Origin of the sequence: Rhizobium sp. AN73 (assembly GCF_030757975.1) — a bacterium.
GTDB lineage: Bacteria > Pseudomonadota > Alphaproteobacteria > Rhizobiales > Rhizobiaceae > Agrobacterium > Agrobacterium arsenijevicii.
Map to the genome: position 1 here is coordinate 267,261 of NZ_JARWME010000002.1, position 20,850 is coordinate 288,110.

19 protein-coding genes are annotated in these 20,850 nt (G+C 59.3%); 9 read left to right on the forward strand and 10 right to left on the reverse strand.

Translation table 11 applies throughout. The features are described from left to right. Window positions 1-139: 139 nt before the first annotated feature. Together RBH10_RS11185 and RBH10_RS11190 are read left to right on the forward strand one after the other, a co-directional pair. Window positions 140-724: a TetR/AcrR family transcriptional regulator gene (locus RBH10_RS11185; protein WP_281037168.1), complete on the forward strand. Its 585-nt coding sequence runs from the start codon at window positions 140-142 to the stop codon at window positions 722-724. Continuing rightward, window positions 721-1,065, forward strand: coding sequence for a multidrug efflux SMR transporter (locus RBH10_RS11190; RefSeq protein WP_045017491.1), 345 nt, complete (start codon window positions 721-723; stop codon window positions 1,063-1,065). Before RBH10_RS11185 ends, RBH10_RS11190 begins: the two co-directional genes overlap by 4 nt. Window positions 1,066-1,261: 196 nt before the next feature. Here the strand turns inward: RBH10_RS11190 and RBH10_RS11195 are convergent, their stop codons facing one another. The 4 genes from RBH10_RS11195 to puuD all read right to left on the reverse strand — a co-directional run bounded on the left by RBH10_RS11195 (window position 1,262) and on the right by puuD (window position 5,870). Further along, window positions 1,262-2,395 (reverse strand): alpha-hydroxy acid oxidase, encoded by a 1,134-nt coding sequence (locus RBH10_RS11195; RefSeq protein WP_281037167.1) that lies wholly within the window; start codon window positions 2,393-2,395, stop codon window positions 1,262-1,264. A gap of 77 nt (window positions 2,396-2,472) precedes the next feature. Further along, entirely contained in the window at window positions 2,473-3,195 is a 723-nt protein-coding gene (locus RBH10_RS11200) for a sulfite exporter TauE/SafE family protein (protein ID WP_281037393.1), read from the reverse strand. Window positions 3,196-3,300: 105 nt separating this feature from the next. Next, window positions 3,301-4,611 (reverse strand): guanine deaminase, encoded by a 1,311-nt coding sequence (guaD, locus tag RBH10_RS11205; protein ID WP_281037166.1) that lies wholly within the window; start codon window positions 4,609-4,611, stop codon window positions 3,301-3,303. After that, window positions 4,608-5,870, reverse strand: a complete 1,263-nt coding sequence (gene puuD, locus RBH10_RS11210; RefSeq protein WP_281037165.1) for a urate hydroxylase PuuD — start codon at window positions 5,868-5,870, stop codon at window positions 4,608-4,610. Before puuD ends, guaD begins: the two co-directional genes overlap by 4 nt. A 464-nt stretch (window positions 5,871-6,334) precedes the next feature. Between puuD and RBH10_RS11215 the strand changes: the two genes are divergently transcribed. Further along, window positions 6,335-6,673: a hypothetical protein gene (locus tag RBH10_RS11215; protein ID WP_281037164.1), complete on the forward strand. Its 339-nt coding sequence runs from the start codon at window positions 6,335-6,337 to the stop codon at window positions 6,671-6,673. Here the strand turns inward: RBH10_RS11215 and RBH10_RS11220 are convergent. From RBH10_RS11220 to RBH10_RS11240, 5 genes are all read right to left on the reverse strand, one after another. Further along, on the reverse strand, window positions 6,670-7,575 hold the full coding sequence (locus RBH10_RS11220) for a LysR substrate-binding domain-containing protein (protein ID WP_281037163.1): 906 nt from the start codon (window positions 7,573-7,575) through the stop codon (window positions 6,670-6,672). The two genes, RBH10_RS11215 and RBH10_RS11220, sit on opposite strands and share 4 nt — an antisense overlap. 238 nt (window positions 7,576-7,813) lie before the next feature. Then, the gene (gene xdhC / locus RBH10_RS11225) at window positions 7,814-8,662 is read right to left on the reverse strand and encodes a xanthine dehydrogenase accessory protein XdhC (RefSeq protein WP_281037162.1); all 849 of its coding nucleotides are present in this window, start codon (window positions 8,660-8,662) and stop codon (window positions 7,814-7,816) included. Window positions 8,663-8,672: 10 nt separating this feature from the next. Then, window positions 8,673-11,012 (reverse strand): xanthine dehydrogenase molybdopterin binding subunit, encoded by a 2,340-nt coding sequence (gene xdhB / locus RBH10_RS11230; protein ID WP_281037161.1) that lies wholly within the window; start codon window positions 11,010-11,012, stop codon window positions 8,673-8,675. 3 nt (window positions 11,013-11,015) lie between these two features. Further along, window positions 11,016-12,485 (reverse strand): xanthine dehydrogenase small subunit, encoded by a 1,470-nt coding sequence (gene xdhA, locus RBH10_RS11235; RefSeq protein ID WP_281037160.1) that lies wholly within the window; start codon window positions 12,483-12,485, stop codon window positions 11,016-11,018. Window positions 12,486-12,622: 137 nt separating this feature from the next. After that, the gene (locus tag RBH10_RS11240) at window positions 12,623-13,399 is read right to left on the reverse strand and encodes a 3-hydroxybutyrate dehydrogenase (RefSeq protein WP_281037159.1); all 777 of its coding nucleotides are present in this window, start codon (window positions 13,397-13,399) and stop codon (window positions 12,623-12,625) included. 242 nt (window positions 13,400-13,641) lie between these two features. On the opposite strand from RBH10_RS11240, the gene RBH10_RS11245 reads away from it, so the two are divergent. The 4 genes from RBH10_RS11245 (at window position 13,642) to sbmA (ending at window position 18,240) form a co-directional block, all read left to right on the forward strand. Further along, window positions 13,642-14,703 carry an LLM class flavin-dependent oxidoreductase gene (locus RBH10_RS11245; RefSeq protein WP_281037158.1) on the forward strand — a complete coding sequence of 354 codons (1,062 nt, stop codon included), beginning with the start codon at window positions 13,642-13,644 and terminating at the stop codon, window positions 14,701-14,703. Window positions 14,704-14,757: 54 nt separating this feature from the next. Beyond that, a complete protein-coding gene (map, locus tag RBH10_RS11250; protein WP_045022937.1) occupies window positions 14,758-15,510 on the forward strand; it encodes a type I methionyl aminopeptidase in 753 nt (250 codons plus the stop codon). 75 nt (window positions 15,511-15,585) lie between these two features. Continuing rightward, window positions 15,586-16,776 carry an MFS transporter gene (locus RBH10_RS11255; protein ID WP_281037157.1) on the forward strand — a complete coding sequence of 397 codons (1,191 nt, stop codon included), beginning with the start codon at window positions 15,586-15,588 and terminating at the stop codon, window positions 16,774-16,776. A gap of 195 nt (window positions 16,777-16,971) precedes the next feature. Then, window positions 16,972-18,240: a peptide antibiotic transporter SbmA gene (gene sbmA / locus RBH10_RS11260; protein WP_281037156.1), complete on the forward strand. Its 1,269-nt coding sequence runs from the start codon at window positions 16,972-16,974 to the stop codon at window positions 18,238-18,240. Between the two features lie 56 nt (window positions 18,241-18,296). Here the strand turns inward: sbmA and RBH10_RS11265 are convergent, their stop codons facing one another. Beyond that, a complete protein-coding gene (locus RBH10_RS11265; protein ID WP_281037155.1) occupies window positions 18,297-19,280 on the reverse strand; it encodes a polysaccharide deacetylase family protein in 984 nt (327 codons plus the stop codon). Window positions 19,281-19,430: 150 nt separating this feature from the next. On the opposite strand from RBH10_RS11265, the gene RBH10_RS11270 reads away from it, so the two are divergent. After that, window positions 19,431-20,015: an NnrU family protein gene (locus RBH10_RS11270; protein ID WP_281037154.1), complete on the forward strand. Its 585-nt coding sequence runs from the start codon at window positions 19,431-19,433 to the stop codon at window positions 20,013-20,015. A gap of 155 nt (window positions 20,016-20,170) precedes the next feature. Beyond that, window positions 20,171-20,842: a tetratricopeptide repeat protein gene (locus RBH10_RS11275; protein WP_281037153.1), complete on the forward strand. Its 672-nt coding sequence runs from the start codon at window positions 20,171-20,173 to the stop codon at window positions 20,840-20,842. The last annotated feature ends 8 nt before the right edge of the window (window positions 20,843-20,850 follow it).

The window sequence follows — 20,850 nt, forward strand, 5'->3', positions numbered from 1 at the left end:
CAATGGGCGAAGTTTTACTGACACTTTCCGGCAACAAAACCGTTAAAACTTTAGAGATCGTTTTCATGCTTAATTAAGTATGAATTTCAACCCGCACGCGGCCTCTACAATTTCCTTGAAAAGAAACCAACCATCCGGTATGTTTCGAAACATGAAAAATGCACACGAACGCAAGAAGCAGCCCGAACTCGTCCGTCGCAATCTTCTCGATTGCGCGGCGAAACTTGCTGCCGATCAGGGTGTTGCGGCACTTTCCGTGCAGGCGGTGGCGGATGCGGCGGGGGTGACGAAGGGTGGCCTGTTTCACCATTTTGCCTCCAAGCAGGCCTTGCTTGAAGCTGTCATGGCGGACCTGTTGGCGGCGCTGGATGCGGAAATCGACGTGCTCATCTCACAGGATCGTGAAGCCCATGGATGCTTCACCCGCGCATATGTGAACGCCGTTTTTGCTGATCGCGACCGGGAATCGGGCAGGCAATGGGCTGCGCTGTCGGTGTCGATGATCAGTGAACCGTCGCTTCGGCGGATGTGGACACGCTGGTTCGAGGGGCGTCTCATCCGTCATAAAGAAACGGATGACGGGGTGGTACTGGAACTCGTGCGGCTTGCGGCTGACGGCATATGGTTTGCCGATCTTCTGGCCGATGACGGCAAGGCAGGTGGCGACAGGGCGGTTCTCAAGGCCCGGATGATCGCCCAGACGAAAAAGGAAATGGAACGATGAACGCGGCTGTTTTTACCTATGGGGCGCTTGTCGCGGCCATTGTTTGCGAGGTCATCGCGACGTCGTTCCTACAACAGTCGCAACAATTCACTAAGCTGTTGCCGACGGTGCTGATGGCGCTGTTTTATGGCGCGGCCTTTTATCTTCTGTCGTTCACGCTGCGCGCGCTGCCGGTCGGTGTCGCTTATGCGATCTGGAGCGGGCTGGGCATAGTGCTGATTTCCGGCATTGGATATTTCGTGTTCCGCCAGACGCTGGATCTCGCGGCTGTCATCGGCCTCGGATTCATCATCACGGGCGTGGTGATCGTCAATGTGTTTTCGAAGACGGTGGGGCATTGAGCTCAACCTCATTCCTGTGCTTGTCACAGGAATCCAGCCGGCGCGCGTCTGCGTGGCGGGGAAAGCCCTTTCAGCCCAAAGACTTGGGCTGGCTGGATCCCTGTGACAAGCACAGGGATGAGGGAGGAAGCGTATCGGCAAGAGTCTTGCCGGCGCACCGGCGTCGAGCTTTGTCCCGTCTACTGTGTCGTCACCATCACGCCAGAATACTGCGGTCCACATCGGTGATCAGCCGTTTGCCGCAAAGCGCCATGCTGATATCCATTTCCTTGCGGATGATCTCAAGCGCTGTCGTCACGCCCTGTTTGCCATCGGCGCCGAGGCCATACAGGAACGGGCGGCCGATATAGGTGCCCTTGGCGCCGAGTGCGACCGCTTTCAGCACGTCCTGTCCGGAGCGGATGCCGCCATCCATATGCACCTCGACCCTGTCGCCGACGGCATCGACGATCTTCGGCAGCATGGCGATGGATGAATGCGCGCCGTCGAGCTGGCGGCCGCCGTGGTTGGAGACGATGATGGCGTCCGCGCCGGTATCGAGGGATGCGCGCGCATCTTCCTCGTCAAGGATGCCCTTGAGGATCAGTTTGCCGCCCCAGCGCTGCTTGATCCATTCGACATCCTTCCACGATAGGCGCGGATCGAATTGCTCGGCTGTCCAGGAAGAGAGCGATGACAGGTCGGAGACATTCTTGGCGTGGCCGACGATGTTGCCGAAGCTGCGGCGTTGCGTGCGCAGCATGTCGAGGCACCATTTCGGCCGCGTCGCCATCTGCCAGATGTGTTTCGGGGTGAATTTCGGCGGTGCGGAAAGGCCGTTGCGCAAATCCTTGTGGCGCTGGCCGAGAACCTGCAGGTCGAGCGTCAGCACCAGCGCGGAGCACTTGGCCGCCTTTGCGCGGTCGATCAGATTATTGACGAAATCCCGGTCCTTCATCACGTAAAGCTGGAACCAGAAGGGTTTCGAGGTGACGGAGGCGACATCCTCGATGGAGCAGATGCTCATGGTGGACAGCGTGAAAGGCACGCCGAATTCCTCCGCTGCCTTTGCGGCAAGCATTTCGCCATCGGCATGCTGCATACCGGTCATGCCGGTGGGGGAAAGTGCCACGGGCATGGACACCTTCTGGCCGACCATTTCGGTGGCCAGCGACCGGTCGGTCATATCCACCATCACGCGCTGGCGCAGCTTTATCCTGGCGAAGTCTTCCTCGTTGGCGCGGTAGGTGCTTTCCGTCCACGCACCGCTATCGGCATAGTCGAAAAACATCTTCGGCACACGGCGCTCGGCCTGTTTCTTCAGGTCTGCGATGGTCAGGATTTTGCCCATGGATAAAGCCTTCACATTTGAATGTTGGCTTCATGTATCATGGTTGCGGTGGTTGCGACATAAAAATCGTCGTTATTTCACCCCCAGAAAGCCCGCAAAAACAGCTCGGCCCCCAGCAAAAGCAGGCAGATGAGGAACCAGCGCCGGAATGTCGCGGGGCTTACGATGCGACGGATTTTCTGGCCGAGCCACATGCCGAGAAGCGCCGGCAGAACGGCGAGCGCTGAAAGCGACAGGTGCTCGACGCGGAAGGCATCCTGAGAGGCAAGGCCAGCCGCGAGCGCGATGGTCGAGACGGTGAAGGAAAGGCCGAGCGCCTGCACGAGATCGTCGCGGGTAAAACCGAGCGACTGGATATAGGGCACGGCGGGCACGACGAAAATTCCGGTTCCGCCGGTCAGAAGGCCGGTCGCCAGCCCCACGGCCGGGGAGAGCTTCGGTTCCAGCCGCGCGGGAATGGCAAAGGGTTTTGCAAGAAGGCTATAGGCCGCGTAAGCCGCAAGACACAATCCGAGCGCCGAGGTGGTCCAGACCCCGGTGCCAGCCGTCATCAGCCGGATGCCGAGAAGGGTGCCGGCGGCAATGGCGATCATCATCGGCCAGAGCCGCGAAACGATGGCCTTAAAATCCGGCCCGGCCAGCAATTGCCAGATATTGGTGATGAAGGAGGGCAGGATGAGCAGACCCGCTGCGACCACCGGCGGCATGAAAAGACCGAGCACACCCATGGCTACGGTCGGCAGGCCCATGCCGGTCACGCCCTTGACGATGCCCGCGACAATGAATGTCGCGAAAACCATGATCATGGTGGTTGTCTCAAAATCCGGCACGGCGCACTCCAGAAGTCATTCGCATTTTGGCCGGTATAATGAAGGCTGAGGCCGAATGTTTCGGCCTCAGCCGAACTATGCAAGCGTGCTTTTCATCGCCTTGCCGGCCACATAGGTCTCGACGACGGTGCGGTCGTCGCCCATGGTCAGCATCAGGAACAGTTCTTCGGTCAGGCTTTTCACCACTTCCATCTTCAACGCCATGGCGGGCGTGGAGGAGGCGTTCAGCACGGTTATGTCGGCGTCCGTGCCGGCGTCGAGCGTGCCGATGCGGTCGACCATGGAGAGAGCTTCGGCATTGCCGCGCGTCATCAGATACCAGCTTTCCAGCGGGTTCAGGCGCTCGCCCAGCAATTGTTGGACCTTGTAGGCCTCATCCATGGTGCGCAGCATCGAATAACTCGATCCGCCGCCGATATCGGTCGCAACCGCGATCCGCACCGGCTTTTCGCGACGCTGCAGCTTTTTCATCGGGAACAGGCCGGAGCCGATGAACAGGTTCGATGTGGGGCAATGCACCGCCACGGCGCCGGTTTCCGACAACACGTCCGCCTCGCGCTCGGAGAGGTGAATGGCGTGGCCGAGCAGGGTCTTGTTGCCCATCAGGCCGTAGCGCACATAGATGTCGGTGTAATCGGTCGCATCAGGGTAGAGTTCGCAGGTATATTTGATCTCGTCCAGATTTTCGGAAAGATGCGTCTGGATGAAGAGATCGGGAAACTCCTGCGCCAGCGCCTGGGCGGCTTCCATCTGTTTCGGTGTGGAGGTGATGGCGAAGCGGGGCGTGATGGCGACGTGGTTGCGGCCCTTGCCATGCCAGTCGGCGATGACGGCCCGGGTCTCGTCATAGGAGGTTTCCGGCGTGTCCAGCAGGCCCTGCGGGGCGTTGCGGTCCATCATCACCTTGCCGCCGATCATCAGCATGTCGCGCTTCATGGCTTCCGCGAAAAAGGCGTCGGCGGATGTCTTGTGCACGGAGCAATAGGCGGCAGCCGTGGTGGTGCCGTGGCGCAGAAGTTCGTCGTAAAAATGCGTGGCGATGCGCTGCGCATGTGCGGTTTCAACGAAACGGCATTCTTCCGGGAAAGTATAGGTATTCAGCCATTCGAGAAGATTGGCGGCATAGGAACCGATGACCTGCATCTGCGGGAAATGCAGGTGCATGTCGATAAGGCCCGGCACGATGAGATGCGGTCGGTGGTCCTTTTCCTCGATGTCTTCCGGTGCCTGTTTGCGAATATCGGCATAATCGCCGATCGCGGCAATCTTGCCGTTTTCGAGAAGCAGGCCGCCATCCTCGATGTAAAGATAGCTTTGCGTATCATCGATGGAGAGCGGCGCGCGGCGGAAGCTCAACAGGCGGCCACGCAGCAGAACCATGCTCATTCGGTTTTTTCCTTGGCGTCTTTGCCCCCGGCAACGGCACTTTCATACCATGCGGTCAGCATTTTGCGCTCTTGCGGGGTGATGGCGGTGATGTTGCCGGGAGGCATGGCATGGCTGCGGCCGGCTTGCAAATAGATTTCGCGGGCGTGCGCCGCGATCTGCGCGTCGGTTTCCAACTTCACCGATTTCGGTGTGAAGGGCACGCCGTCCCACACCGGCTCGGCGGCATGGCACATGGAACAGCGGCCCTGAACCACATCGCGGGCTTTGGCGAAATGGGCATCGCTGACGAATTGCTGCTGCATCGGCGAAAGCGTTGCCGCCTTTTCTTCCTCTTCGCCGGTCAGCACTTTCGGCACGGTGGAAAGCCACATGATGACGATGAAGATGAGGGCGGTCAGCAGCCAGGTCCATGTCGGCTTACCCTTGCGGGCATGGGTGGTGTTGAACCAGTGGCGGATGGTGACGCCCATCAGGAAGACGAGGGCTGCGATGATCCAGTTGAACTGCGTGGCGAAGGCCAGCGGATAATGGTTCGACAGCATGAAGAAGATGACGGGCAGCGTCAGATAGTTGTTGTGCAGCGAGCGCTGCTTGGCGATGCGACCATATTTCGGGTCCGGCGTGCGCCCGGCGATCAGGTCGGCGACCACGATCTTCTGGTTGGGAATGATGATGAAGAACACGTTCGCCGACATGATGGTGGCTGTGAACGCGCCGAGATGCAGGAAGGCGGCGCGGCCGGTGAAGACCTGCGTATAACCCCAGGCCATCGCCACCAGCGCGACGTAGAGCACGATCATCAGGCCCCAGGTATTGTTACCGAGCGGAGATTTGCACAGGAAATCGTAAAACAGCCAGCCGATAGCAAGCGAGGCGAGCGACAGACAGATGGCCTGAAACTGGGTGAGCGCCAGCACGGAATGGTCGATGAGGAAGAGATCCGCGCCACCGTAATAAACGATGCAGAGCATGGCAAAGCCTGAAAGCCAGGTGACGTAGCTTTCCCATTTGAACCAAGTCAGGTGCTCGGGCATCTGGGCGGGGGCGACCAGATATTTCTGGATGTGATAGAAACCGCCGCCATGCACCTGCCATTCCTCGCCATAGGCCCCCGGCGGCAGATGCGGCCGTTTGACCAGCCCGAGATCGAGCGCGATGAAATAGAAGGATGAGCCGATCCAGGCGATGGCGGTGATGACGTGGAGCCAGCGAACGGCAAAAGCCATCCATTCCCACGCAATGGCGTATTCGTACATGCGGTTCCCCTGATCCTTGTGCAGCGCACATTGCGAGAAATTTGATCGTTAGGAAAGGGAAAAGCAAAGGCCGCATGATGATTGTTCACAATCTGGCGCGCTCGTGTCCACAACCTTGGTGCAGGTGCAGACCCGGCGGCGGCAAACCCGGCAAAGTTGCAACGAACGCCTCTTGCCGCATAGTTTGTGCTTAGCTGGGTAACGCGACTCAGCTATTATCCTTTGTGCAGTCTTCCGATGTGCTAAAATATAAGGCTGCGGAGCCTTAAGGCTTCGATGACATGTTTTCGCTGGCGGTTCATTCCGAAAGCGGGCGCTGCGAACCCCGGGGTGGGGCAGATCAGGGGCGGGTGTAGCAGTTCCCGGTACCGTTGCGTCCGGGTGCGCGTTGATGTTTGTATTCTGAATAAAGGGACGCAATGACCTTCCGGCAGCCGCCGTTGTTTTCAACGGAGACCATGCCGATGCGCCTTGTTCTGACGGTCCTTTTCCTGCTGCTGGCATTCACCGCCACGGCGCTTGCCCATGAATCCCACAAGGGGTTCAAGTATGAAAGCTATTGCTGCAATGGCGACGCCGAAACCGGCGATTGCCAGATGATCCCCACGCGAAGCGTTCGTGTCACGCAGGACGGTTACGAGGTCTCGCTTGCACCCGGCGATCATCGACTGGTGACGCGACGCCATGTCTTCAGCTGGTCGCAGCGCGAGGCAAGACGGTCCGAGGATGGCGAATATCATCTCTGCCTGTTTCCGGACGAGGATACGCCGCGCTGTTTTTATGCGCCGGACATGGGGTATTAAGACGTTTGCGGCCAGTTTTCTTCGATCCGCTTCAATATCCAGTCGCGAAACAGCCTTATCTTGCGAATGTTCCTGCGGTTTTCAGGATAAACGAGCCAATAGTGTTTTCCTTCGCTGCTGAGGTGCTCGAAGGGCTGATAAAGCCGGCCGAGTGCAATCTCGTCCGCATAGAGTTCCGGGGTGAGCATGGCCACCCCCTGGTTGGCGATGGCCGCTGCAGCTTCGAAGGCCTGCACGTTGAGGCGGCTGCGCGGATAACGGTCGAGGCCCGGATTTTCGACGCCAACTTCCCGGAACCATTGGCTCCACCAGATATCGCCGGGATCGATGATGCGCAGGCGCAGAAGATCCTCCGGCTTTTTTAATCCGCCGATGGTTTCGGCAAGGTTCGGATGCAGCATCGGCGTATAAACGCCCCGCAGCAGTCGATGATAGACCAGCCCTTTGCCATCGTCGCTGCTCCAGCGGATGGCGACATCGCAATCGGACTGCGTAAAATCGATCAGCGCGCTTGATGTATCGAGCCGCACGGCGATGGAGGGATGTTCCAGCTGGAAAGCTCCCAGATGCCGCGAAAGCCAGCGCGATGCGAAAGTGGCGGTGGAGTGAATGGTCAGGGTGGTGTCGGAGGTGTCGCGCACATTATCGACGGCCTCCCGTAAAGTGTTGAAGGCTTCCGCAACCTTCGGCGCCAGTTTCTGCCCGGCCTCGGTCAGCACAACCTGCCGTGCCTTCCTGATGAAGAGCGGCTCGCCAACATTCTCCTCCAGCAGTTTCACCTGATAGCTGACCGCCGTCTGCGTCATGCCCAGTTCCTCACCGGCCTTGGTGAAGCTGAGATGTCGGGCGGCGGCTTCGAACACGCGCAGGGCGTTCAGGGGGAACTGGCGGGACATTTTCATGGATAAGTTCTCTTTATGTCAACTGCCAAAGGTTTCATTGGTTTTTATCCGGAAAACAGAGCATTTTTAGCCCAATTCATCAACTGAGCTTCTGACATTTTTTAAATGGAGACGAACATGCGCACAGCAATCTTGCGCGCGTGGTCCCGCATGCGTGCGGGTCTGCGGACAGCGGAACGGTTTACCCTTGAAAGCCTGGCACCAGACAATCTGGCGGATGAAAGCTTGCCCGACGGGCTCAAGCGTGATCTTGGTCTTGAGGATGGCCGCGTTGATTTTCGTTGCGACGGGTTTCGGCAGCGGAAAATGCTTGCAGTAACTCGGCTGCCACAAGGGCCGCTATGATTGCAGGCCGCTTGTCCCTGACGCCATTGCCACCGATGGGCAGGACGAGTTTTTCAAGGCGGGAAGGGGGCTCGCCCTCCCGCTCCAGCCAATGGGCGAAGGTGGCGCGTTTGGTCTTGGAGCCAATCATGCCGACATAAGCGAGATCGTCGCGGGCCAGCGCTTCCCTGGCGATGAGGAAATCAAGCGCGTGATCGTGGGTGACGATGATCGCAGCCCCGTTTGCCGGGATTTTCGCAACGAGCGCCTCCGGCATGGGGGTCAGCACGGATGTGACCTCCTGCGGAAGATCGTGCAGCTCGTTCTCACGCGTTTCCACGACTGTCAGGGTCAAGGGCAGGAGCGACAGAGCCTGCGCCAGCGCCTTGCCGACATGACCCGCCCCGAAAATGAAGATGGCCGGCTGTTGTTCGGCTTCGCCCTTCAGCCTTGCCTCGAGCGCTGCCGCGATTTCCGCCGTTATCAGCCGGAACCGGAGCAAGGTGCGCCCGCCGCAGCATTGGCCGATTTCCGGTCCAAGCGGAATATCCAAGTGGTCTTCGGTGGCACCTGTCCGCAACATGGCGCGGGCGTGGTCTATCGCCATATATTCGAACTGCCCGCCGCCGATGGTTTCCCACAGGCCGTTTTGCGAGACCAGCATGAAGGTTCCGGCCTCGCGCGGCGATGAGCCTTTGACGGACTCGATTTCCACGAGGATCGCAGCGGGGTATTGCGCGAGGAAGCTGGAGAGGGAGGTCATGTGTCTCCCCTCACACCTTCTTTAACCGTTCCACCGCCATCAGCACCCGCTCGGGCGTTGCCGGCGCGTCAAGCCGCGGGCAGACCTTGTAGTCGGCGACGGAGGCGACGGCCATGGAGAGCGCTTCGAGAACCGAAATCGCCAGCATGAAGGGCGGTTCGCCCACGGCCTTGGAGCGACCGATGGTGGGCTCGGCATTTTCCGACCATTCCGCCAGTTGCACGTTGAAGATTTTCGGCCGGTCTGAGGCAAGCGGGATCTTGTAGGTGGAGGGCGCGTGGGTGCGCAGCCGCCCCTTGCCGTCCCACCACAATTCCTCCGTCGTCAGCCAGCCCATGCCCTGCACGAAGGCGCCTTCCACCTGGCCGATATCGATGGCCGGGTTCAGCGACTTGCCGACATCGTGGAGAATATCGGTGCGTTCCATCATATATTCGCCGGTCAGTGTATCGATCGATACTTCCGAGCAGGCCGCGCCATAGGCGAAATAATAAAACGGCGTGCCGCGGCCGGCGGCGCGATCCCAGTGGATTTTCGGCGTCTTGTAAAAACCGGCGGCTGAGAGCTGGACGCGGGCGAAATAGGCTTTTTTGATGAAATCATTGAAGGCGATTTCTTCAAGCCCGATGCGCACCCGGTTCGGCAGGAAGACGACTTCTTCTTCCGGCACATTCCAGTTTTCAGCGGCGAATTTGACCAGCCGTTCGCGGATCTGGCGGGCGGCGTCATAGGCCGCCATGCCGTTGAGGTCAGTGCCGGATGAGGCGGCGGTGGCCGAGGTGTTGGGCACCTTGCCTGTGGTCGTGGCTGTTATCTTTACCCGGCCGATATCCACCTGGAAGGCATCGGCCACCACCTGCGCCACCTTGGTGTAAAGGCCCTGGCCCATTTCGGTGCCACCATGGTTCAGGTGGATCGAGCCGTCATTGTAGATATGCACCAACGCCCCCGCCTGGTTGAAGGCAGTGAGGGTGAAGGAGATGCCGAACTTAACCGGCGTCAGCGCTATGCCCTTGCGGATGATCGGGTTGGTTTTGTTGAACTCGATAATCGCCTGCCGGCGCGCGCGATACTCGCTCGAGGTTTCCAGTTCCTCGACGACGCGGGCGATGACGTTGTCCTCGACCTCCTGATGATAAGGCGTCGTGGTGCGGCCCGAGCCGGTCTCTTCATAGAAATTGAGCTTGCGGATATCGAGCGGATCCTTGCCGACGGCGTAGGCGATCTCCTCGATGAAACGTTCAGCCCCGAGCATGCCCTGCGGGCCACCGAAACCGCGAAAGGCGGTGTTGGAGACGGTGTGGGTTTTCAGCGGCCGGGACGTCAGATGCACATGCGGATAGAAATAGCTGGAATCGGCGTGAAACAGCGCGCGGTCCGTCACCGGGCCGGACAGATCGGAGGAAAAACCGCAGCGCGCCGCATAGGTGGCGTCGACGGCATGGATGCGGCCTTCCTCATCGAAGCCCAGCTCGTAATCGACGCGGAAATCATGGCGCTTGCCGGTGGCCGTCATGTCCTCGTCGCGGTCGGGGCGGATTTTCACGGCTCTGTTCAGCTTCTTGGCGGCAATGGCGCAAAGGGCGGCGAACTGGTTGCCCTGCGTTTCCTTGCCGCCGAAGCCACCACCCATGCGGCGCACCTGCACGGTGACGGCGTTGGACGGCACCTGAAGAATATGGCTGACGATGTGCTGGATTTCGCTCGGATGCTGGGTGGAACTCCACACGGTCACCTCGTCATCCTCACCCGGCACAGCCATGGCGACGTGGCTTTCGAGATAGAAATGCTCCTGCCCGCCGATGCGCATCGTGCCGGTGAGCCGGCGGGGCGCAACATCCATTTCCAGCTTGGCGTCGCCACGCTTCAGCGTCATCGGGTCGACAACCAACGCGCCGCCATTTTCAATCGCGGTATCGATATCGGTGAAATGCGGCAGGTCCTTGTAGGTGATCTTCGCCTTGCGTGCGGCCCTTCTGGCAATATCGCGGGTTTCGGCAAACACCGCGAAGATCGGCTGGCCGTGGAATTCCACCTTGGTTTCCGCAAGCAGCGGTTCGTCATGACGCCCGCCGGAGGAAACATCGTTTTCGCCGGGCACATCCTTGGCAACCATCACCCAGAGCACGCCGGGTGCGGCTTCCACCTCGGAAAGGTCGATCGAGACTATTTCGGCATGCGCGCGGTCGGAAAGGCCGAGTGCACCGTGAACGAGGCCGGCGGGTTCGGGAATATCGTCGATATATTCCGCGCTGCCGGTTACATGCTTATGGGCGGAATCGTGCCGAAGCGACGCATGCATCGGGCCGTCGATTTCGGTCTTGGTCTTGTCGAAGCTTGTCGTGTCCATGGTTCAAGCCTCCTCCAGAGTGAAGCGTGCAAGTTCCTGCATTTCGCCCGAAGTCTCGAGGAAGAACCGCGTCAGCAGGTTCTTGGCCGTCAGTTGCCGGTATTCGGCAGTGGCGCGCCAGTCCGTCAGCGGGGTGAAATCATCGTCCAGCGTGTCACGCGCCGCGTCGATCGTGTCCTGCGACCAGGGTTTGCCGAGAAGTGCTGCCTCAAGATTTGCTGCCCGTTTCGGTGTGCCGGCCATGCCGCCAAAGGCGATGCGGATATCTTCGACGGTGCCGTCGGCGTCGAGCGTCAGATTGAAGGCGGCGCAGAGGGCGGAAATATCCTCGTCGCGCCGCTTGGAAATCTTGTAGACGGCGTAATGGCTTTCAGGTCTCTGGAACGGGATGAAGAGTTTTTCGACGAATTCGCCGCTCAGCCGATCCTGTTTGCCATAATCGATGAAATAGCTTTCCAGCGGTAAGGTGCGGTTACCGGAAGAGGAACGGAGCGTCAGCGTCGCGTCGAGCGCGATGAGCGCCGGGGGCGTATCGCCGATGGGCGAACCGTTGGCGATGTTACCGCCGATGGTTCCCATGTTGCGCACCTGCTCGCCGCCGAGGCGGTCGAACAGCCGGGCAAGCGGCGGAAAATGCTGTGCGATGATCTTGAAGGCCTGACTGTAGGTGACGCCGGCGCCGAGCGTGACACCTTCCTCGTCCACGATAATACCCTGCAGATCCCCGAGATTGTTGATGAAGATCACCGGGTTCAGCGCTCGCATCTGCTTCGTCACCCAAAGACCGACATCGGTGGAGCCGGCGACGATGGTCGCCTTGGGTTCGGCTGCGTAGATTTCGGTCAGATCAGCGAGTGTCGCCGGAATGATGGTTCTGTCATCGCCGCGCGTCACCACGATCGTCTCGTTGGCGCGGATGGCCCAGAGCCTTGCCATGATATCGGTGCGGTCGCGTTGCAGCGGGTCGAACAGCGCGCTCGGGCGGGCGGTTGCGATCTTTTCGGCGGCCCGCACGATCGGCTCGTAACCCGTGCATCGACAGAGATTGCCTTGCAGCGCTTTTTCGATGTCTGCCCGCGTGGGGTTTTCGCTGGTAAGCCAGAGGCCGTAAAGCGACATGATGAAGCCCGGCGTACAGAAACCGCATTGCGAACCGTGGAAATCCACCATCGCCTGCTGCACGGGGTGGAGCGTGCCATCGCGGCCAGCCAGATGTTCTACCGTCACGATATGGGTGGCGTGCAGCGAGCCTAAAAAGCGGATGCAGGCATTGACGCTTTCATAACGCAGCGAACCATCGACAAGCCGTCCGACCAGCACCGTGCAGGCGCCGCAGTCGCCTTCGGCGCAGCCTTCCTTCGTCCCGGTCAGCCGCCTTTTCAGGCGGAGATAATCGAGAAGCGTGTCTGTCGGTCCGAATTCCTTCAGCGAAATCGTTTCGCTGTTGAGGATGAAGCTGATCGCGTCGTTCATGCACTGCCCTGCTTTTTTGACCGGCTACCGAGCCGGTTTCTTGTCATTGTTCCTGCACATCTATGCACGCCCGCAGGCGTATATCGATTTCCGTTTTGGCAATTCATTGTTTCCATTACGGAAAGAAAATCTGGCAATTATTGCGCCGTCCAGCCGCCATCCACGGAAATATGCGTGCCGGTGATGTTGCTTGCGGCGTCGCTTGCCAGAAAAACCGCTGCCGCCGCCACGTCATCGACGGTGACGAATTGCTTGGTCGCCTGCAATTCCAGCATCACGTCGTTCTTCACCGACTCTTCGCTGATGCCGCGCACCTTGGCCATTTCCGGTATCTGTTTTTCGACGAGCGGCGTCAGCACATAACCGGGACAAATGGCGTTGACGGTAACGCCGGTCTGCGCAAGCTCAAGCGCTGCGGTCTTCGTCAGGCCCATGATCCCGTGTTTGGCCGCCACATAGGCCGATTTGAACGGCGAGGCGACGAGACCGTGGGCGGAGGCGATATTGATGATACGGCCTTTGCCGGCCTTCTTCATCAGCGGTATCGCAGCGCGCATGGTATGAAAGGAACTGGTCAGATTGATGGCGATGATCCAGTCCCATTTTTCGGGCGGAAACTCCTCGATAGGGGCGATGTGCTGAATGCCGGCATTGTTGACGAGCACATCGACTGAACCGAGTTTTTCATTTGAGGAATTGATGAGATCAGCGATTTCGTCCGGTTTGGTCATATCCGCCGGGTGGTAAAGCACGCGCCCGCCGCTTTCGGCTTCCAGCAAAAGGCGCAGTTTTTCGATCTCGTCTTCGTCGCCGAAGCCGTTCAGCACGATATTCGCGCCTTCTCTCGCAAACCTCTGGGCGATGGCAAGGCCGATGCCGCTTGTGGAGCCTGTCACGATAACAGTCCGATGCATGCTTTCCCCTTTTTGCATTACTTCGCACATGTTTAAGCAAGGTATGCCCAAAGGGGGCGGGCTGGCAATCGCGATTTCGGGCGCCATTTCGGAGGAGGCCCGCATGGCAATCGGAGCAGGGCAGAAAGGGTGGGGGATGTGGCACGCCCATCCATTTTTTCGAAGCTAAACTTCCAGATTTTGCATTTGTCTGCGAGGTTGTCCGTGCCTATCTCTCAGACAATCAAATAGAGGTATCGCTTATGGAACTCGGTCTTTACACTTTTGCGGATGTCAATCCCAACCCCGCCGATGGCCGCGGGCCGGAAGGCGCGCGCCGGTTGCGGGAGCTTCTCGAGGAGATCGAGCTTGCCGATCAGGTTGGGCTCGATGTCTTTGGCCTTGGCGAACATCACCGTCCGGACTATGTCGTGTCCTCGCCCTCCACCGTGCTTGCGGCGGCGGCGGTGAAGACGAAGAATATCCGCCTGACAAGCGCCGTCTCGGTTCTGAGTTCGGACGATCCGGTGCGGGTCTTCCAGCAGTTTTCGACCGTCGATCTCCTGTCGAACGGCCGCGCCGAGATCATGGCCGGGCGCGGTTCCTTCATCGAATCCTATCCGCTGTTCGGTTATGACCTTGAAGACTATGACGTGCTGTTTGCCGAAAAGCTCGATCTGCTTTTGGCGCTGCGTGAAAACGAGATCGTCACCTGGTCCGGCACCAAACATCCGGCCATCAACGGACGCGGCGTCTACCCGCGCCCCTTGCAGGAGCGTCTGCCGGTGTGGATTGCCGTTGGCGGCACGCCGCAATCGGTGGCGCGGGCAGGGGCCATGGGACTGCCGGTGGCGCTTGCCATCATCGGCGGCGAATATCGCCGCTTCGCGCCGCTGTTCGATCTCTACCATGAAGCCGCACGCCGGGCCGGTCAGGAAAAGACGAAACTGCGCACCAGCATCAACGTGCACGGCTTCATTGCCGACACCACCGACAAGGCGGCGGACCAGTTTTACGGACCGCAGGCGGAGGTGATGAACCGGATTGGCCGTGAGCGCGGCTGGGGGCCGACGAACCGTGCGCATTTCGATGCCGCACGCGGTCCGGAAGGCAATCTCTTCCTCGGAGAACCGGAACTGGTGGCGGAAAAGATCATCAAGGCGCATGGCGTTTTCAGGAACGATCGTTTCCTGTTGCAGATGGCCATCGGCTTGATGCCGCATGACCAGATCATGCGCGGTATCGAGCTTTATGGTACGAAAGTCGCCCCTATTGTCAGAAAAGAATTGACGGGGAGTGCCGATCCGGTGAAAGCCACGGCCTGATTATTACCAAGGCGGGTATCTTGATACCCGCCATTCGGAACGACGGACAGAAACATGGTCATCTCCACCGACGAAGAACTGGTTTTGCTGAAGGATATCGGCCGCATTTGCGCCGTGGCGATGCAGACCATGGCGGATGCGCTGGAACCCGGCATTACCACGGCGGAGCTGGATGCGATCGGCCGCAAGGTGCTGGAGGATAGCGGCGCGCAATCGGCGCCGGAGTTCTGCTACAAATTTCCGGGCGCGACCTGCATTAGTGTCAATGAGGAAGTGGCGCACGGCATTCCCGGCCCCCGCATCATCAAGGCTGGCGATCTCGTCAATATCGACGTCTCGGCGGTGAAGAACGGTTTCTTCGGCGATACGGGTTCGTCTTTCGCGGTGCCGCCGGTGAAGAAGGAAATCGAGCGGCTGTGCCGCGATGGCAAACGCGCCATGTGGACAGGCCTGCAGCAGGTGAAAACCGGGCGGCCCTTTGCTGACATTGGCAATGCCATCGGCTCATTCGCGAAAAAGAACCGCTACACGCTGATCACCAATCTGGCGAGCCACGGCATCGGACGTTCCCTGCACGAGGAACCGAAGGAACTGGCGACCTGGCCGGACAAGGACGAGCGGCGCATCATGAAAGAGGGCATGGTGTTCACCGTCGAGCCCTTCCTGTCGACGGGCGCCTACTGGGCCGAAGACGGTGACGACGATCCGTGGACGCTTTACAGCGATCCTAGCGCGCCGACCGTGCAGTATGAGCATACCGTGGTGGCGACGAAAAACGGGCCGTTGGTGCTGACGCTCGCCGAGTGACAGATAAAGACCGCTTATACGGCCGATCAAAATAACTCGCTTGTCCGTCATCCGCACGGTTGCGATAAGCCAAACATGAGCATCGACAAGCCACTCTCCGACAAAAATCTGATTGCGCTCGGTTTTTCCGGGGCACTCATGATGGCCTCCGCCATGGGGTTTGGTCGTTTTTCCTTCACCCCCATTCTTCCCGGCATGATGGCGGATGTTCCGCTGTCGGCGGGGGATGCGGGTATTGTCGCGGCGGGGAATTTCGCCGGTTATCTGGCCGGTGCGGTTCTGGCCGCCCTGTCCTGGGGTTCGGGACGGGAACGGCTTGCCGCCCTTTGCGGCCTGTTTTCCACCGGCGCATTGCTGCTTGCCATGGCCGCCTTCAACTCCGTTGCGGCCTTTACCGTCATCCGGTTTCTCGCCGGTGTCGCCAGCGCGATGACCATGATCTTCACCTCGCAGATCGTCATCGGCCACGCCATGAAGGCCGGCAAGGACCATATTCAGGCGCTGCATTATGGCGGTGTCGGCGCGGGCATCGCGATTTCGTCACTCGTGGTCTATCTCATCGGTGTGGTGTTTAACGGCGGCGGCTCCTCCTGGCGGGAGGAGTGGATCGCCGGTGCCGTGTTTTCCTTCGCAACATTCCTTCTCGTCTGGCGGGTGCTGCCGGCGGGGCCTCCCCGGAACGCCTTTTCGGTGGCGGAGCCGCCGCTTAAATGGACGAAGCCGCTTTTCCTGACGACGCTTGCCTATGGGTTGTTCGGTTTCGGTTACGTCATCACCGCCACCTTCATCGTGGCGATTGCCCGCATGGCCGCTGCCGGCGCCTTCGTGGAATTTCTGGCCTGGTTCGTCACGGGTTGTGCGGCCGCCGCCTCGCTTTTCCTCTGGAAGCCGGTCTTGAAGTCGCAAGGGCTGAAGCGTGCTTTCGTGATCGTTCTTGCCGTGGAAGCCATCGGCGTCTTCGCTTCCGTCACGCTGCCGCCCGTGCCGGGCGTGCTGGCGGGTGGTCTGCTTCTGGGCCTGACCTTCATGGTCATCACCGCCTATGGCCTGCAGCTCGGCCGGGAGTTCGCCGGACCAAGCCCACGCCGCGCCTTTGCCCTGATGACGGCGGCCTTCGGCACGGGGCAGATCATTGGACCACTCGCCGCCGGCTGGATTGCCGAGGTGACGGGAAGCTTCACCGCGCCGAGCGTTCTTGCCTCCGCCGTGCTTGTCGCCAGCATTCTGCTGATGTTGCCGGTCCTTGCCACGGAGCGGCGGCGCTAGACCCGCCAGCTGCTTTTTGCGCCTTATAAGGGGCGATATCCGGGGACTTTTGCGGGGATCGATCCGCCGTTTATGCCTTACATCTTGTTAAGGTCGTCGCTTCTTCGTTGCTGTGCACAAATTTCTGCCCTAGGTTCGGGCCAAACAAGTGCTTCGCCAATAATGGCTGACTTCAAACGCGCGCGAGTTCGAAACGTGTTTCATTCTTTCTTTCCCAAACCGAAATTGTTCTTCACCTCTGCCATCGTCTGGGCTTTTGTCGCCATTCTTGGATGGTACTTCATCGTTGAAGGGCTAGGCAGGTCTTGGGGCTACGTGATGCCCGAGCACGAACCTTACGATCTGAGCTATTTTCTGGTTCCCGCCAATCTGTTCTTTTACGCCTATCTTGCATCCTGCCTGGTGCTGTTCGGGGCTGTCTGGACCGTTCTCGCCAAGGATCATCCCTGGAAGCTCTGGTCCATCTGGGGATCGCTGCTGATCATCGCGGTGACCTATTTCGGCGTGCAGATTTCCGTGGTCATCAATAATTTCCGGCGGCCTTTTGGCGATCTGCTGCAAAATGCCCTGTCAAAACAGCCGGGTATCGAAGTCTGGGATTTCTACAGCCTTCAGATCGTCTTCGCCAAGATCGCTTTTCTCAGCATGGCGGTTTCGATCCTGACGGACTTCTTCACCAGCCACTACATCTTCCGCTGGCGTACCGCGATGAACGATTTCTACATGTCCAAGTGGGAAAAGCTGCGGCACATCGAAGGTGCCTCGCAGCGCGTTCAGGAAGATACGATGCGGTTCTCTTCCACGCTGGAAGGATTGGGCATTACCCTGATCAATTCGGTGATGACGCTCGTCGTGTTCCTGCCGATCCTGTTTGCGTTGTCGTCCTATGTCTCCGAACTGCCGATCCTCGGCGAAGTGCCGCATGCGCTGTTCTGGCTGGCAATCGTCTGGTCCGTGTTCGGCACGGTGCTCCTGGCGACCGTCGGCATCAAGCTGCCCGGCCTGAATTTCCGCAATCAGCGTGTGGAAGCCGCCTATCGCAAGGAACTGGTTTACGGTGAGGACCACGCCGACCGCGCCCAGCCGCCGACAGTCAAGGAGCTGTATTCCAATGTGCGGAAAAACTATTTCCGCATGTACTGGCACTATCTCTATTTCAACGTCGCCCGGTATTTCTACATTCAGGCCGACGCGGTGTTCCTGCTTCTGATGCTTGTTCCCACCATTGTCGCGGGCAAGATTACCTATGGTATCTACCAGCAGATCGCCACGGCCTTCGGTCAGGTCAGCAATTCGTTCCAGTATCTGGTCAATTCCTGGACGACGATCATCGAGCTGCTGTCCATCCACAAACGTCTCGTGGCCTTCGAAGCCGCAATCGACGACCAACCCCTGCCGGATATCGATCAGCGTTATCTTCAGCGCGAAGCGGAAAGCGGAGAGCTGGGCGCCAGCAAGGCTTGACGGAAAACAAAAAAGGGCGGCCGGTTGGCCGCCCTTTTTGCATGACACGGAGCGAGTTACCCTTCGATCTTCTGTTTCTTGCGCGCCTTGATGATCGGCATGGCCTCGGCATAGCTGACGCAAGAGACGTCTTGCTTGCGGCAGACTTCGCGCAGCAGGCGCTCATAGGCGTTCCAATAGGCGCCACCGTTCATCTTCACGAAATGAAAGCCCATCTGCAGGGGAATGCGCTCGCCGTTATATTGCTTGTCGAAAGCGGCGCGGAAGGCCGCATAGGCGCGGTCTTCGAATTCCTGCGCGCGGTCCGGCGTCTCGACGCCGATGGAGTGGCGGATGAAGAGGTTGTAGTCCATGGCGATGATCGGACGATTGCCGGGACCTTCCGGAACGAGCGGCAGGCCGAAATGTTCGATGCCGTCGCGCTCCACCGGCCATTCCGGCCCCTTGGTGATGCTGGTGGCGTCATAAATGAAACCGTGCTTCTTCTGCGCGGTGGTCAGCGCCGGTCCCTGCGAAAGATAGGGCGCGCGAAAACCGTTGATATTTTTCACCATGCTGCGCCAGCCTTCGGGTTCCTCACCCTTCTTGCCGATCATCTGCCAGGCATTTTCCAGCGTGCTGGTGAAGGTGGTGAATTCACCGTCCCATTGCTCGGCTGTCCACTCTCCGCCATCGAAATGGCCGCAGGTGTGGTTGCCGATCTCGTGGCCTTCCTGATGGGCCGCCCAAATGTTCCTGAGGCGAGCCTCTACTTCTTCGGGCGACTGGCCGAAGCCGACATTGGAGCGGCCGGCCTTCTGGCCGGGGCCTTGGTAGGTCTTGGCGCTGGTCTTGCGGTCCATCACCAGCGTGCAGGCGAGAAAATAGGTGAAATGCGCGCCGACCTGCTTTGCCGTCGCCCGGCTTCTTTCCCACAGCGTGTTGTCGCCCGCGCCGTCGAAGGAGACGATGACGAGCTGCTTCGGCTTCTCCGCATCTTGGGCAAAAGCGGGAAGGGCGAGGCAGAGAGACAGGGAAAAAGCGGTAAATGGGCGAAACATCAGTCATCCGTCATATGAAACACCGTGGCCTTTTGCGGGTGGAATAAGGCGAAGCTTTGAATAAACTGGCTTTTTCACGTCTTTCGGCCTAATTCGTTTTCTGCGTCGCGGTGATAGGGCCGCATTCGTTGCACCGGGGGACCGTGTTCCATGCTTTTTCTCGTCGTCTGTCTTGCCTTGTTTTTCCTGACGCATCTTCTGAAGGTGTTTGCGCCGCAATTTCGTGCGCGGATGATCGCAAAGATGGGCGAAGGCCCCTTCAAGGGCGTCTATTCCCTTGCAAGCCTCATAACGCTCGGTCTCGTCATCTATGCGTTCGGTCAGGCGCGACAGGTAACCGGCATGGTCTGGTATCCGCCGGTCTGGATGAGCCATATCGCCGTGACCCTGATGCTGTTTGCGATGATCTGTCTTATCGCCAGCCTCATCCCGGCTGGCCACATTGCGACGAAGACGAAGCATCCGCTCATTCTTTCCGTCAAGATCTGGGCGCTTGCCCATCTTCTGGCGAATGGCGAGACCTCTTCGATCCTCCTCTTCGCATCGTTCCTCGCCTGGGGCGTGGTGATGCGGATTTCGCTGAAGCGCCGGGAAAGAGCGGGCGAAAAGGTGGTCCGTCCCTTCGTTTCGGGTCGCTACGATCTGGTGGCCATCGTCGGCGGCATCGTTCTCTGGGGTGCTTTCATCCTGAAACTGCACGAATGGTTGATCGGCGTTCAGCCGATCGCCATGTAGGAAATCAACGTTTCCCCCTTACATATCAGGCAAAATAGGCTAGAAGGCCGACCATGACCCGGTTGGCCTGAATTTCGCTGACCCGGGTAAGCGGCTTGGTATGTCCGCGAACGGATGGATCGGCGACGATCTCCGCGCGGGTAACGGAGAATTTGATGGCAAACGAAAATGATACCTTTATCCGCGAAGTGAACGAGCAGATCCGTTCCGAGCAGCTTTCCCGTTTCTGGGGCCGCTACGGTATCGTGGTCGTTGGCGCCGCCGTTCTCGTGGTTGTTGGCGCCGCAAGCGCCGGCATCTACGAATACTGGAACACCAGCCGCGCTTCCAATTCTGGCGACCAGTTCATTGCGGCGCTGAAGCTTGCTTCGGACAACAAGACGGATGAGGCGCTGAAGGCCTTTGCCGATCTTGAAACCTCCGGTCATGGCAATTATCCGGTGCTCGCCAAGTTCCGTTCCGCCACGCTGCTTTCGCAGAAGGGCGATGCGGCCGGTGCCATTGCCGCCTTCACCGCCATCGGCAACGATGCGTCTGCTCCGCAGGTCTTCCGCGACACGGCTAAGGTGCGCGCGGCGTGGCTGCTGGTCGACAACGGCACCTATGATCAGGTCGCAGCGCTTGCCGAGCCGCTCAGCGCCGAAGGCCAGACCATGCGCGCCTCCGCGCGCGAGGCGCTGGGTCTCGCCGCCTACAAGGCTGGCGATTTCACCAAGGCCAAACAATGGTTCGAGCAGATCGTCAGCGACGCGCAGGCACCGCGCAACGTGACGAACCGCGCGCAGATCATGCTCGACAATATCACTGCTTCGGGCAAAGCTGTCTAATACAGCTT

Coding starts and splice junctions, on each gene's coding strand:
- RBH10_RS11185 (WP_281037168.1), top strand. CDS start 140: ATGTTTCGAAACATGAAAAATGCACACGAACGCAAGAAGCAGCCCGAA.
- RBH10_RS11190 (WP_045017491.1), top strand. CDS start 721: ATGAACGCGGCTGTTTTTACCTATGGGGCGCTTGTCGCGGCCATTGTT.
- RBH10_RS11195 (WP_281037167.1), bottom strand. CDS start 2,395: ATGGGCAAAATCCTGACCATCGCAGACCTGAAGAAACAGGCCGAGCGC.
- RBH10_RS11200 (WP_281037393.1), bottom strand. CDS start 3,195: ATGGTTTTCGCGACATTCATTGTCGCGGGCATCGTCAAGGGCGTGACC.
- guaD (WP_281037166.1), bottom strand. CDS start 4,611: ATGAGCATGGTTCTGCTGCGTGGCCGCCTGTTGAGCTTCCGCCGCGCG.
- puuD (WP_281037165.1), bottom strand. CDS start 5,870: ATGTACGAATACGCCATTGCGTGGGAATGGATGGCTTTTGCCGTTCGC.
- RBH10_RS11215 (WP_281037164.1), top strand. CDS start 6,335: ATGCGCCTTGTTCTGACGGTCCTTTTCCTGCTGCTGGCATTCACCGCC.
- RBH10_RS11220 (WP_281037163.1), bottom strand. CDS start 7,575: ATGAAAATGTCCCGCCAGTTCCCCCTGAACGCCCTGCGCGTGTTCGAA.
- xdhC (WP_281037162.1), bottom strand. CDS start 8,662: ATGACCTCCCTCTCCAGCTTCCTCGCGCAATACCCCGCTGCGATCCTC.
- xdhB (WP_281037161.1), bottom strand. CDS start 11,012: ATGGACACGACAAGCTTCGACAAGACCAAGACCGAAATCGACGGCCCG.
- xdhA (WP_281037160.1), bottom strand. CDS start 12,485: ATGAACGACGCGATCAGCTTCATCCTCAACAGCGAAACGATTTCGCTG.
- RBH10_RS11240 (WP_281037159.1), bottom strand. CDS start 13,399: ATGCATCGGACTGTTATCGTGACAGGCTCCACAAGCGGCATCGGCCTT.
- RBH10_RS11245 (WP_281037158.1), top strand. CDS start 13,642: ATGGAACTCGGTCTTTACACTTTTGCGGATGTCAATCCCAACCCCGCC.
- map (WP_045022937.1), top strand. CDS start 14,758: ATGGTCATCTCCACCGACGAAGAACTGGTTTTGCTGAAGGATATCGGC.
- RBH10_RS11255 (WP_281037157.1), top strand. CDS start 15,586: ATGAGCATCGACAAGCCACTCTCCGACAAAAATCTGATTGCGCTCGGT.
- RBH10_RS11265 (WP_281037155.1), bottom strand. CDS start 19,280: ATGTTTCGCCCATTTACCGCTTTTTCCCTGTCTCTCTGCCTCGCCCTT.
- RBH10_RS11270 (WP_281037154.1), top strand. CDS start 19,431: ATGCTTTTTCTCGTCGTCTGTCTTGCCTTGTTTTTCCTGACGCATCTT.
- RBH10_RS11275 (WP_281037153.1), top strand. CDS start 20,171: ATGGCAAACGAAAATGATACCTTTATCCGCGAAGTGAACGAGCAGATC.